The 13,654-nt window shown below is 43.3% G+C and carries 11 protein-coding genes; 4 read left to right on the top strand and 7 right to left on the bottom strand.

Going from position 1 to position 13,654, the window contains the following annotated elements; all coding sequences use genetic code 11:
* Positions 1 to 35: 35 nt before the first annotated feature.
* From BM378_RS14905 to BM378_RS14935, 7 genes are all read right to left on the bottom strand, one after another.
* Complete coding sequence (locus BM378_RS14905; protein WP_036973553.1) at positions 36 to 455, bottom strand: hypothetical protein; 420 nt, start codon at positions 453 to 455, stop codon at positions 36 to 38.
* Positions 456 to 856: 401 nt separating this feature from the next.
* Positions 857 to 2,944, bottom strand: a complete 2,088-nt coding sequence (gene fusA, locus BM378_RS14910) for an elongation factor G (RefSeq protein ID WP_036973554.1) — start codon at positions 2,942 to 2,944, stop codon at positions 857 to 859.
* Between the two features lie 226 nt (positions 2,945 to 3,170).
* The gene (locus BM378_RS14915) at positions 3,171 to 3,830 is read right to left on the bottom strand and encodes a 3-oxoacid CoA-transferase subunit B (RefSeq protein WP_074989499.1); all 660 of its coding nucleotides are present in this window, start codon (positions 3,828 to 3,830) and stop codon (positions 3,171 to 3,173) included.
* Between the two features lie 11 nt (positions 3,831 to 3,841).
* Positions 3,842 to 4,549 carry a CoA transferase subunit A gene (locus BM378_RS14920; protein WP_065979462.1) on the bottom strand — a complete coding sequence of 236 codons (708 nt, stop codon included), beginning with the start codon at positions 4,547 to 4,549 and terminating at the stop codon, positions 3,842 to 3,844.
* A 9-nt stretch (positions 4,550 to 4,558) separates the two neighbouring features.
* The gene (locus BM378_RS14925) at positions 4,559 to 5,320 is read right to left on the bottom strand and encodes a 3-hydroxybutyrate dehydrogenase (RefSeq protein ID WP_036973558.1); all 762 of its coding nucleotides are present in this window, start codon (positions 5,318 to 5,320) and stop codon (positions 4,559 to 4,561) included.
* A gap of 4 nt (positions 5,321 to 5,324) precedes the next feature.
* Entirely contained in the window at positions 5,325 to 6,515 is a 1,191-nt protein-coding gene (locus BM378_RS14930; protein ID WP_074989500.1) for an E22 family MetX-like putative esterase, read from the bottom strand.
* 9 nt (positions 6,516 to 6,524) lie between these two features.
* The gene (locus BM378_RS14935; protein ID WP_036973562.1) at positions 6,525 to 7,826 is read right to left on the bottom strand and encodes a GntP family permease; all 1,302 of its coding nucleotides are present in this window, start codon (positions 7,824 to 7,826) and stop codon (positions 6,525 to 6,527) included.
* A 294-nt stretch (positions 7,827 to 8,120) separates the two neighbouring features.
* Here BM378_RS14935 and BM378_RS14940 point away from each other — a divergent pair, with 294 nt between their 5' ends.
* From BM378_RS14940 to BM378_RS14955, 4 genes are all read left to right on the top strand, one after another.
* Positions 8,121 to 10,412 (top strand): TonB-dependent receptor, encoded by a 2,292-nt coding sequence (locus BM378_RS14940; protein WP_074989501.1) that lies wholly within the window; start codon positions 8,121 to 8,123, stop codon positions 10,410 to 10,412.
* 100 nt (positions 10,413 to 10,512) lie between these two features.
* A complete protein-coding gene (locus tag BM378_RS14945; protein ID WP_036973567.1) occupies positions 10,513 to 11,175 on the top strand; it encodes a response regulator transcription factor in 663 nt (220 codons plus the stop codon).
* 449 nt (positions 11,176 to 11,624) lie between these two features.
* Positions 11,625 to 12,902: an HlyD family secretion protein gene (locus BM378_RS14950; RefSeq protein ID WP_074989502.1), complete on the top strand. Its 1,278-nt coding sequence runs from the start codon at positions 11,625 to 11,627 to the stop codon at positions 12,900 to 12,902.
* Positions 12,899 to 13,654: an ABC transporter ATP-binding protein gene (locus tag BM378_RS14955; RefSeq protein ID WP_074989503.1), complete on the top strand. Its 756-nt coding sequence runs from the start codon at positions 12,899 to 12,901 to the stop codon at positions 13,652 to 13,654. The genes BM378_RS14950 and BM378_RS14955 overlap by 4 nt, the downstream gene beginning before the upstream one ends.

Genomic DNA, 13,654 nt, shown 5'->3' on the forward strand with positions numbered 1-13,654 from the left:
AAGGCCGCAATTGCGGCCTTTATTCATCCTGCGATTTAAGCCTTACACTCTACATGTGCCTTAAATGTACTAGAGCCTTTGTTTACTTTATACAACTTCGTAATTGCTAATTGCTGCTCTTCATTAATTTGCCAATTACTAAAATGGTATTTTTCACCATTCTCAAGGCTAATCTTAAACACCGTAAGAAAGGCCACTTTCTTAAACTCAATGGCTTTAATCTCTTCAGCATTTATATAACGCTTACCAAAACCACGAGAATAGCAAATGCCTGCTTTGTAGCAGTGTAAAAAACGGATCTGCAAAAAGTTTAATACCGTGATAAACAGTAAAACTGGCAAAATAAACATCAGTAATGACGTACCAATAATGTTAACACTAAATGCAACAAGACTAGCCAGCACTAACTTGCTTCCCTGTACGGTCCAATTTGGACTTAACTTAATCGTTTTCATGAGAATATATCTTTAATTTTTAATAAAAATAAGCAGGACTTTTAATACAAAATGATTAACTAATCATTCGCAAGGCAATTCTACACCGTTCAAAAAAGGTACACAAGGTACAGAATAAGACTTTTAGACTAGAACAAAATGATTAATTCACAACTTACTAAAAAGCATAGCTTTTTAGATTAAAAATAAATTTGTACAAAAATCATGCACATCAAACCACTTAGTACTTATTTGGTAATTATGAAAATAAAACCAATACTAAAAGTCGTGATCATATTGGGAACATTAATAAAGAAGCACTGAATAGAAGATTAATTTAGATGTGTTATTTGTAATCGTGCTTGGCGGGCAATAAAAAACCCGCAACAAGTGCGGGTTTTTTTAAGAAGTTAAAAGGCTAATTACTTAGCAGCTTTTTTCTCTTTTTCTGCAGCGATTACAGTTTCAGCTACGTTTTGTGGACATGGTGCGTAGTGTGAGAACTCCATAGAGAACTGACCACGACCAGACGTAATAGTACGTAAGTGACCGATGTAACCGAACATTTCAGAAAGTGGTACTTCACCCTTGATGCGAACGCCCATTGCGCCTGCTTCTTGGTCTTTGATCATACCACGACGACGGTTAAGGTCACCGATTACGTCACCTACGTTGTCTTCTGGTGTGAACACGTCAACTTTCATGATTGGCTCAAGAAGTTGTGCACCCGCTTTAGGGATAGACTGACGGAAAGCGCCTTTAGCAGCGATTTCGAACGCGATTGCTGATGAGTCAACTGCGTGGAAAGCACCGTCGAAAAGTTCTACTTCAACGTCTAATACTGGGAAGCCAGCTAGAACACCTTCATCCATCATAGACTTAAAGCCTTTCTCAACTGCAGGCCAGAATTCCTTAGGAACGTTACCACCAACAACTGAAGACGTGAATGTGAAACCTGAGTTAGCTTCACCTGGCTTGATGCGGTAATCAATTTTACCGAATTGACCAGAACCACCAGATTGTTTCTTGTGCGTGTAGCTATCTTCGATTTCTTTCGTGATAGTTTCACGGTAAGCAACCTGAGGTTGACCAACAACTAGGTCTACGCCGTAAGTACGCTTAAGGATATCTACTTTGATATCTAAGTGAAGCTCACCCATACCTTTAAGGATGGTTTCGCCTGAATCTTCGTCAGTTTCAACTTGGAATGAAGGATCTTCTGCAACCATCTTACCGATCGCGATACCCATCTTCTCGTTACCGCCTTTGTCTTTAGGCGCAACTGCGATTGAGATAACTGGATCAGGGAAGATCATCGCTTCAAGTGTACATTCGTGCTTAGGATCACAAAGCGTGTGACCAGTTTGAACGTTCTTCATACCAACAACAGCGATGATGTCACCCGCTTGCGCTTCAGAGATCTCGTTACGGTCGTTAGCTTGCATCTCAACCATACGGCCGATACGCTCAGTTTTACCTGTTGCTGAGTTAAGTACTGTGTCACCTTTTTTCATACGACCTGAGTAGATACGAACGAATGTAAGTGCACCGAAACGGTCGTCCATGATTTTGAACGCTAGCGCTTTAAGTGGCTCATCAGCAGAAACTGTTGCTACTTCACCTGTCGCTTCACCTGTTTCTGGATCAGTTAGAGGCTGTGGATCAACTTCTGTAGGCGCAGGTAGGTAATCTACAACCGCGTCTAGTACTAATTGCATACCTTTGTTTTTGAATGCAGAACCACAGAACGTTGGGAAGAACGCAAGATCACGAGTACCTTTACGGATACAACGCTTGATTTCTTCTAATGAAGGCATTTCACCTTCCATGTACGCTTCCATTAGCTCGTCGTCTTGCTCAACAGCAGACTCGATTAGCATCTCATGGTATTCTTCAACTTTGTCTACCATGTCAGCTGGAACGTCTTGTACTTCGTAGTTTTCAGGAAGACCTGTCTCGTCCCAAACGTATGCTTTTTTCTCAAGTACGTCTACAACACCACAGAATTGGTCTTCGATACCGATTGGTAAAGTCATAACTAGTGGGTTAGCACCAAGTACTTTTTCTACTTGACCAACTACGCGATAGAAGTCAGCACCCATACGGTCTAGTTTGTTTACGAAGATTACACGTGCAACTTCTGATTCGTTCGCATAACGCCAGTTAGTTTCTGACTGTGGCTCAACACCACCAGAACCACAGAATACACCGATACCACCGTCTAGTACTTTAAGTGAACGGTATACTTCTACTGTGAAGTCAACGTGTCCCGGAGTATCGATAACGTTTAAGCGGTGGCCTTTCCACTCACAAGTTACAGCTGCTGATTGGATTGTAATACCGCGCTCAGCTTCTTGTTCCATGAAGTCAGTAGTAGACTCACCGTCGTGTACCTCACCAGTCTTATGAATTTTACCCGTAAGCTTAAGGATACGCTCAGTGGTGGTAGTTTTACCCGCGTCAACGTGGGCGAAAATACCAATATTTCTGTACTTCGATAAATCTGCCATTATTTTACTCTTAATAAAGTCGAAAAATTATTCGGCGGGAGTATAGCATTACTTAAAGCGAACATCACCATAGAAGTCGCTTAAAATGCAATCAATTTTATAAAATTTTTATATGCAAAGGATAAGCGGCACTTTTTAAAGTGCCGTTAAAGTGATGTTAAGGTGCCAAGGAGTCATTTTATGTCTCCAAAAATAAAAAGAGATTCGAAATAATGCGAAAAAACGCCTAATCAAATGCCATCTCAGGAATCTCACCCGAGACAATAAGTTTGCCTTGTGTCTTTGCAATAATCTCATCAACCGAAACACCTGGGGCACGCTCTAATAAATGAAATGCACCGTCTTTAATTTCTAATAACGCTAAATCGGTGATCACTTTATTAATACAACCAACACCAGTGAGCGGTAAACTACACTCTGTTAGTAGCTTTGATTCACCGTGTTTATTGGCGTGCGTCATGGTGCAAATAATGTTTTTAGCACCGGCCACTAAATCCATTGCGCCTCCCATGCCTTTAACTAACTTTTTCGGGATCATCCAACTGGCAATGTTACCGTTTTGGTCAACTTCAAAGGCACCCAGTACGGTTAAATCGACATGCCCGCCACGGATCATGGCAAAGCTTTCTGCAGAGTTAAAAATAGCCGCCCCCGTTGCTGCGGTGACCGTTTCTTTACCAGCGTTGATCATATCGGCATCGACTTGATCTGCGCTTGGGTAGGGCCCCATACCGAGCAAGCCATTTTCTGATTGCAGCATCACTTCGATGCCATCAGGGACATAATTCGCGACTAAGGTTGGAATTCCAATGCCTAAATTAACGTAGTAACCGTCTTGTAATTCCATCGCCACGCGTTTAGCGATTTGTTCTCGTGATAATGCCATCTGCGTGCTCCTTATTGGCTCTCTTGCTTAGTGGTAACTTTCTCGATGCGTTTTTCAAATTTACCTTTAATCACGCGGTCAATATAGATACCCGGTGTGTGAATTTGACTTGGCTCAAGCTCCCCTGGCTCAACGATTTCTTCAACTTCAAGAACCGTAATTTTGCCCGCGGTTGCCGCCATCGGGTTAAAATTCATTGCCGTATGTCGATAAATACAATTGCCGTAACGGTCTGCTTTCCACGCTTTTACTATCGCAAAGTCACCCGTAATACTTGGCTCTAATAAATAATCGCGACCATTAATATTGCGGGTTTCTTTACCCTCAGCGACCGGTGTACCCACACCCGTCGCGGTATAAAATGCAGGAATACCCGCACCACCAGCACGCATTTTTTCAGCTAAGGTGCCTTGCGGTGTGAGCTCAACCTCAAGCTCACCGTTTAATAATTGCTGCTCAAATAACGCGTTTTCGCCGACATACGACGCCACCATTTTGCGGATCTGCTTGTCTTCGAGCAACACACCTAAGCCAAAACCATCTACGCCGCAGTTATTCGACACGACGGTTAAATCACGCGTGCCTTGACGTTTAATTTCAGCAATTAGACCTTCGGGAATGCCACATAAGCCAAAGCCGCCAGCGATGACAGTCATGCCATCTTCAAGGCCTGCCATTGCATCACTATACGTTGTTACTACTTTATCAAAACCAGACATGGGCTCCTCCTATTGTGCTGTCCAACCGCCATCAATGGCGATTGCTTGCGCAGTAATGTTTCTTGCTGCATCCGCCATTAAAAAGCTCACGGTATGCAGTATTTCATCTAAGCCGATAAATGCCTTTTTCGGCATAGGTGCAAGCATAATGGTGTCGATCACTTGCTGCTCAGAAATGCCATGTTCTTTCGCTTGAGACGCTATTTGCTGCTCCACCAGCGGGGTTTTCACATACGCCGGACACACCGTATTAATCGTGATGTTGGCATCACCCGTTTCGAGTGCCATGGTTTTTGCAAAGCCAATTAAGCCATGTTTTGCTGCGATATAAGCCGACTTATACTTAGAGGCGACCATGGCATGAATTGAGCCAATGTTAATGATGCGACCAAAATCTTGCTTACGCATACGCGGCAATACCGCTTTGGTCATCATTGCCGGACCAACAAGCATTACCTGTTGTAAAAACTGCCATTTATCTGCCGGAAAGTCTTCAAGCTTGGCAACATGCTGGATACCCGCATTATTAATAAGAACATCAATCGGCTGATTTAGCTCAGTGAAAAATTGCTCTATCGCAGTGCTGTCTGCCACATTCAGTGCATAGCCTTCAGCGCTGCCGCCTTGCTCTACAATTCCTGCTGCTGCTTGCTGCGCCGCATGTTGATTTAAATCAGTGACAATAATGGTATGCCCTTGCATCGCAAGTTGCTGGGCAATATACAGCCCAATACCACTGGCAGCACCGGTAATTAAAACTGTTTTGCTCATCGGGTTACTCCTCTAAAAACTCACTGATAAGCTGCGCCTTAGGCGCAATTGAGAACAGGCCATCAAGGTGCCCCCAACCGCCTTCGATTTCAGAAAGCGTGACATCTTTACCTTGCGCTTTCATGGTTTCATACACAGCGCGCATGTTTTCAGGGCGTAGCAATAAGTCGTTACTTGCAGGAAGCAGTAAGGTTTTTGCAGATACGTTTTTAAGTGCACTGGTTAAATCACTTTGCATACCCGCCGTAAATAATTGTGATGCCCGGACCAAATACAATACATGGTTCGCATCTTGAGTTTGCGCACGCGCCATTGCACGCTGTGCAAGCACTTGGTTTAATTTAGGCAAAGTGCGAATGTCTTTTAATGCCCCGTCATCTAGAACGTTAAAATCTGGGAAACTGGCATTGTAAATAATCGGGTGCATTGCATCTTGAGTGATATTGAGCATGGTTGCAGCAAGCCCCTCTAACGGGCGCTCTTTGCCATAGTAATTACCTTGTTGCCAATTTTTATCAAGGCGAATTGGTAAAGCCCATTTTTCAAGTGCTGCGACAGTCCATGCGTCCATCGTTGCCGCACCAATGACATGAATTAAACGCTCTACTTTATCGGGGTAACGTGTTGCCCATTCAAGCGCTTGAAACGAGCCCATAGATGCGCCCATTACTGCATGTAATTTATTAATGCCTAGGCTGTCTAATAAACGCTTTTGCACATTAACAAAGTCAGTGATCGTCACAACAGGAAAATCCAAACCATAGGGTTTACCCGTTTTTGGGTTAATCGATGCTGGACCTGTGGTGATCACATTAGAATCGTGCCAATTCGCATTCACTAAGGTGTCTGAACTGATCACAAAATATTTATTAGTATCAATCGCCTTACCTGGGCCGATGATCGCATCCCAATACCCTGGTAATGCATCATCTGCTTTATATTTACCCGCAGCATGTGAGGTACCCGAAAAATAATGGGTAATTAAAATCACATTATCTTTGTTGGCATTTAATTTACCGTAACTTTCCCAACCAATATCGACTTTAGGTAAAGTCACGCCAGAGACAGTGGTAAAGTCCTTTGTCGTAAAATGCTGTTTTTCTACCAGCATTGTCTGAGATGGTGTGTTATCAGCAGCAAACGCTGTGCAACTAAATACAACCAACCATAGCAACATTATTAATTTAGTTTTCATTGCTGTTCCTTAAAATAAAATAAAGAGTCCAAGTGCCAATGCCACACCTATGAGCGGAATAACCGCTGTTAGCGCTGCCATTGACCAATAAGCGCGTTGATGCGTTTCTTTACAGATAGCGCGTATTGTCGTTACCACATAGCCATTATGCGGCAAGGTGTCGAGTGCGCCCGAGCTAATTGCCACCACACGGTGTAGTTGCTCTGGGTTCACACCCATATCTAAATACCCAGGTGCGACAAGGGGTAATGCAATGGCTTGCCCGCCAGAAGCCGAACCAGTTAAACCCGCAATGACACTCACGGCAACCGCAGCCCCTACAAGTTCATTGCCAGGCATATGCGTCATTACATCCACAGCAGCAGTAAACGCAGGTGACACCTTAGCCACCGCACCAAAACCAACAACTGCTGCGGTATTACCAATAGCGACCAATGCCCCGGTTGTGCCCACATTAATGGCATTCCCCATATCGTGAAAATGCTTAAAGTTAATAATCACAATACTTAACACCCCTCCCAGCAACGCAACGATCAATGCTGTTTGCTGTAACACATCGTGTAAAGTAAATGATAAAAGCAGTACCACAATCAAAGGGATCACACCCGTAATTGGGTGCGGGCGACGACGTTCAATTATTACCGGGTCGTCATCACGCGCTTCGAAAGTTTCGCCATTAGCCACCGCTTTTTTGATCATTTTGTTTAACCAAAAATAGCCTGCTATAGCCATGAAAATAGCCACCACTAAACTCACTTCCCATGCAGCATAAGGCGAGGTACCTAAGTGCTTCACGGGGATCCAGTTTTGGATTTCAGGTGAACCAGCCGAGGTCATGGTAAAGGTCACTGAGCCAAATGCGAGGGTCGCTGGAATAAAACGGCGCGGTAAATTGGCATCTTTAAACAAACTAAGTGCCATTGGGTAGACAGAAAACGCTACGATAAACACGCTAACGCCACCATACGTTAATACAGCACACGCAATCACCACAGCAAGCACCGCGTGCTTCATGCCTAGTTTACCCACAATATAACTTGCCACACTGTCTGCCGCACCCGTGTCTTCCATAAACTTACCGAATAAAGATCCCAGCAAGAACATAAAGAACCACGCACTTAAGAAACCAGCAAAGCCGTCCATATAGGCATTGATAAAGTTTGAGTCAGCCGACACAGGAAAAATAGCCATGCCACTACTGAGTGCGACAAGTAGCGCACAGATTGGCGCGGCAATAAATAAATTTACCCCACGCAACGTTAAAATGATCAGCAGTATTAAACCGCCTAACAGTCCTATCATGCTCAGCATAGACATTCCTATAATTATTGTTATTAAACAGATGAGGTGACATCGGAATAATGCATTCAGTCTTACCTTAAGCGCCAAAAAAAGACATAACACTAAGGTACTATCTGCTTTAAAAATAGCTTAAAAGCTTGATAAATAAAGGCCTATAGCGGGTATAGCACTATGGTACTAATTCATTTTTCGCAACTATCTTCTACATTAACTGACAGGTGACACGGGCAAATATTATGAGTCTTAGGCAACATCATCGTGAGTGGCCACAAGACAAATGACAACAATAACAAGGAATACAACATGATAAAGCTTAACCCAAAAGTCGCGCCACTTACTCTGGCAGTCTCCCTTGCTTTAGCAGGTGTGAATGCGCAAGCAGCTGATCAAGCAGAACCTGCAGCCAAGAAAGGTGAACTTGAACGCATTCAGGTAACAGCGCGTAAAACCGTTGAAAACCTACAAGAAGTACCTGTTGCAGTGACCTCAATTGGTGCTGAAGAGCTGGCTGAAAATGGCATATCAGTGATGACCGAAGTTCAACAGTTTTCACCTAACACCACACTACAAGCAAGCCGTGGTACTAACTCAACCATTACTGCATTTATTCGTGGCGTAGGTCAGCAAGATCCACTGTGGGGCTATGAGCCTGGTGTCGGTATCTATATTGACGACGTCTATTTAGCGCGTCCACAAGGTGCGGTACTCGACCTACTAGACGTACAACAAATCGAAGTAATTCGTGGTCCACAAGGGACGCTGTATGGTAAAAATACCATTGGTGGCGCAATTAAGTATGTCACCAAAGAAATGAGCGGCGATGCCATGTTAAATGTGCAGGGCACAGTGGGTAGCTACAACCAAAAGGACCTTAAAATCACAGGTCAACTGCCTATTGTTGACGAAAAACTGTATGTGGGCTTTGGGTTTGCTACATTAAACCGTGATGGCTTTGGTGAGTTTTTAACCTCAGCACTTGATAACCAAGACCGCGAAAACTACAACAAAGATGTCACTGCAGCTCGTGTTACATTAGAATACACACCAACAGATGACTTATTCTTCCGCTTAGCGTGGGATAAAACAGAAGATAAATCGAACGCCAAAGGCGGCTACCGTTTACTACCAAGCTTACTCACGGATGCGCCAGTCCCCGACAGTGTATACGACTCATACACCAGCTTACCAACATGGAACAAAGTTGAACTTGAAGGCTACAGCTTAACTGCACGTTGGGATATGAGCGACCGCACCAGTGTTAAATACATCGGTTCGAGCCGTGAAAGTTATTCACCAACCAATATTGACTTTGATAACACCTCACTGCCTATTTTTGACGTACCGGCTATTTACGATGACGAACAAACGACACACGAAATTCAACTAAACCATCAAGGTGATAACTACAAGTTGGTGTCAGGCCTTTACTATTACGATGGTGAGTCATGTGGTCAATTTGAGGCTATTTTAGGTGTGTTAGGTCAAAGCTTAGGCGCTGCGGGATTAACGCGTGAAGTAAGCGGCTGTAGTAATTCAAATAGTAAAGCAGCCTATATACAAGGCTCGATTGATTTGAGTGAAAAATGGTCAATGACATTAGGTGCGCGCTACACCAAAGACAGCAAAGAGGCCATTGTTAACAACGGCCTTGTACTTGACATTGTTTATCCTGAATCAGACTGGATCCCAGGTTATGTGCGCCCAGAAGGCCAGCTAGTCCCTACCGTACTTGATGATGAAGAAGAGTGGTCACGCTTTACACCTCGTGCAGGTGTTGAGTACCAATACTCAAACGACATTATGTTCTTTGCAAGTTATGCGCAAGGCTTTAAATCAGGCACATTCAACCCGCGTGCAACAACCGCAGAGCCAGCTGCACGACCAGAAATTGTTGATTCTTTCGAAATGGGTATGAAGAGCGAATGGAACAATAATTTACGTGCAAACGTCACCGTATTTACCCTTGATCACAAAGACCGCCAATATATTTCTAATCTGCCAGGTGAAAGCGCAGCAGATTTAAACCAACGCTTAGGTAATATTGGTGAATCTAAATCAGACGGTATTGAGCTTGAACTTAATTACGTAGCCACAGAATCACTCAGCTTTGATGCCTCAGTCGGTTATATCGACAGTAGCTTCGACAATGTTATTGATTACGACCCAGAAACAGGGTTGGCATTCGATAAATCAGACCGCTTTACGGTATCAAACACGCCTGATTTAACCTTTAATTTAGGTGCAACGTATCGCATGTACACTGAAATGGGTGACTTTGTCATCAATGGTAATTACTACTACCGTGGTGATTATGCATTGTTCGAAGAAGACAGCCTACTAACGCAAGATGCTTACGGTATCTTCAACATGGGTGTGACATGGTACAGCACTGATGGTCATTGGACGGCGGGTCTTTACGGTAAAAACTTAACCGACGAAGAGTACATGATTGGGGGTTACCAGTTCGTAGCACCAGATAGAGATGATCCAACAAACATTAGCAAATACACCCCAGGTTTAGGGGGTGATAATACACTAATCGGTTACTATGGCGACCCTCGCACTGTCGCTTTCACCGTAGGTTACCGTTTCTAAATCCTTGTGTGAGAAAGGTTTGCCTGATACTTCCCCTCAGGCAAACCTTGTTTCCAACTGTAAAATCACTTATAACATAACGCATTGGAGAATCGAGGGAATGTCTTTAGCTGTGAACACCATAATCGCCGATGATCATCCGTTATTTAGAAGTGCACTTCGTCAAGCGGCCGCAACATCTGTGCCTGAAGAACACATAAAAGAAACCAGTGATATTGATGGCTTATTTACATTATTAGCCGCTCACCCAGAAATTGAGCTGATTTTTTTAGATCTCACCATTCCTGGTGCAAATGGTCTGCAGGCCCTGTCGCAATTGCGTAATCACTACCCCGATATTTTAGTCATCATGGTCTCAGCCAATGAAACACCCGCCATTATTAAACAAGCAATGAGCTTAGGTGCAGCTGGCTATATTCCTAAGTCATCGTCTCTTGATGTGATCAGCGAAGCAATTAGTCATGTGCTAAATGGCGATACGTGGTTACCTCCTGAAGTTGATTTAACCGATGTGGTAATCAATGATGAGCAGAGTGAGTTTGCTCGTAACCTTGAAAAACTCACCCCACAACAATACCGCGTGCTGGCAATGATTGCCGATGGTTTACTCAATAAACAAATTGCTTTTGAAATGTCGATTCAAGAAACCACCATTAAACAGCATGTATCAGCCATTTTACGCAAACTCAATGTGTATAACCGTACTCAGGCAGGTATTTTATTTAATCAGCTTTCGCAGGTTGGTAAAATAGAAGACAACTAAAATAGAAGACAACGAGTACTGTACTAAACCCATATTAATAAACCACAGCAATAAACGCGACTCCCGTTTTTATTTAAAATTCCCATTAGTGAGAATTTACCTTCCGCATTAAAAACAAAACACTATATATTTTAATAACTTAAAGTTTGGCACACTCCTCGCTTATGTGTTCGTAACAAGCATATACCGATAAAAATGAACGCTAAGGATAATCATGTGCTTACGCTACAACCTGATAACGCGCATGCGAAAAAGCAACTGGCTAAGCTTGCAAAATTAAATCAATAAACGCCGTTTTTATACGCTGTCCCACTTTCGATTTATTAATCCCGGAAGTGGGAATTTCCGCATTCACAAAAACATCAAAAGCCATATAATTCATAAACTTAAATATTGGCATGTTCCTCGCTATTGTATTTATTAATTAAAAATACAATGAAACATAGCCAATGGATTTAGATAGCACCTTAAAACCTAGCAATAAGCCAAGTCAGCGTAAAAAGTTGATCATTGGCGTCTTAATTATAAGCACGTTGCTTGTAATGTGGTTGGTCAAATCATGGCTCGCCCCCACGACGCTCTTGGCCAAGCAACTGCAAATCGCCACCGTTAAAAAAGCCGATTTTATAGTGAAGATACGCGGTTTTGGTCGTTTAAAACCCAAATTCCAACGCTATTTAACCAATACCGATACTGCCATGGTCGAGGCTATCCATGTTTACCCTGGCACCTTAGTGACTAAAGACACGGTTATACTCAGCTTAATAAACCCGCAACAAGCACAACGTTTATCGGTTGCACGATTAGAACTCGCCCGCCAAAAAGCCAGTGTCAATGAGCAACAAATTAACCAGCAAAGTGAACTACTTGAACGCCAAGCTAACCTCGCGATTTTAAAAAGTGAATTACAAAGTGCAGAGCTTAGAGCCGATGCCGAAAGCAAATTAGTTGAGCAAGGTATTGTTTCAAGCTTAGATTACAAACGCAGCTTACTCAGTGTCGCACAACTAACCGAACGCGTTAACATCGAAAAGCAACGCCTTATGCAACTAAAAGAAATGCACCTACAGCGCGATAAAATTCAGCAAGAGTTATTAAGCCAATTTGAGCTGAATTATCAGGTAGAACAACACGCATTTGATGAACTGCAAATCAAAGCCGGTATCGATGGCATGCTGCAAGAGCTCAATGTAGAACTTGGGCAAAACCTCATGCCGGGCACCCGCCTTGCTGTTGTGGGTTCAAATAAAGCACTCAAAGCTGAGCTCAGTGTACAGCAAGCCGATGCAGAAAAAGTGGCACTTAATATGACAGCTAAAGTAAACACCTTTAGCCAAGCGGGTCAGGGAGAAGTAAGCGCTAAAGTGACCCGAATTGATCCTATCGTGACAGACGGTCGCGTGATCATAGAACTTGATTTAGAAGGGACGCTGCCTGCCAATGCTCGACCCGACTTAAGCATCGAAGGCTATGTAGTGAGTAATATCATCCCCGATGCATTAACCATTAATGTACCGCAAAGAGCAACGGCGCACAGCCATGCCACTCTTTTTAAACTCAATTCAAGTACTCAGTTAGCAGCGCCAATTAATATCGAATTTGGTACACTCAGTGACAACCAAATTCAACTTTTGAGCGGCGCCACTGAGGGCGAACAGCTGATCATTTCAGATCTTTCTAAATGGCAGCATTTGGCAACAATAAAAATCGAACAGGACAGTTTATGAAAACCAATACGCTTATCTCATTAAACAATATCGCCAAAGTCTATCGCGGCCAAAATGTTGAAACCTATGCATTAAAAAACATCAGTCTGAACATTAACCAAGGTGACTATATTTGCATTAGCGGCCCCTCTGGCTGTGGTAAATCAACGCTGCTTTCACTACTGGGCTTGCTTGATAGCCCTACAGGTGGCGACTATTTCATTAAAGATGTCGACACTAAAACCCTCGATATGGATAAACAAGCAGAGTTGAGAAATCTACATATTGGCTTTATTTTTCAGTCGTTTAATTTAATTGATGAACTATCTGTATTCGATAACGTTGCACTACCTCTCACCTATAGAGAGCCCGCAATGAGCCAAAACGACATTGAAGCGGCAGTAAAGCAGGCACTCGATGAAGTAGAAATGGGCCACCGTGCTCAGCATAAACCCAATCAATTATCGGGTGGTCAACAGCAGCGCATTGCTATCGCCCGTGCGCTGGCTGGTAAACCCAGCATTCTATTAGTGGATGAGCCAACGGGTAACTTAGACTCAAAAAATGGTGATGCGGTTATGGACTTGCTCGATGAGCTGAATAAAAAAGGCACCACGATTTGCATGGTTACCCACGACTTACGTTACGCAGGACGTGCCAAAACCCAGCTCAAACTACTCGATGGCGAAATTATTTCCTACTCAGAGGCGCGTCAAGTCTCAGATCACTTAGCAGCCACTGAACACAATAAAGAAAGTGCAGAGGTGATCTAA

Origin of the sequence: Pseudoalteromonas lipolytica, assembly GCF_900116435.1 — a bacterium.
GTDB classification, from domain to species: domain Bacteria; phylum Pseudomonadota; class Gammaproteobacteria; order Enterobacterales; family Alteromonadaceae; genus Pseudoalteromonas; species Pseudoalteromonas lipolytica.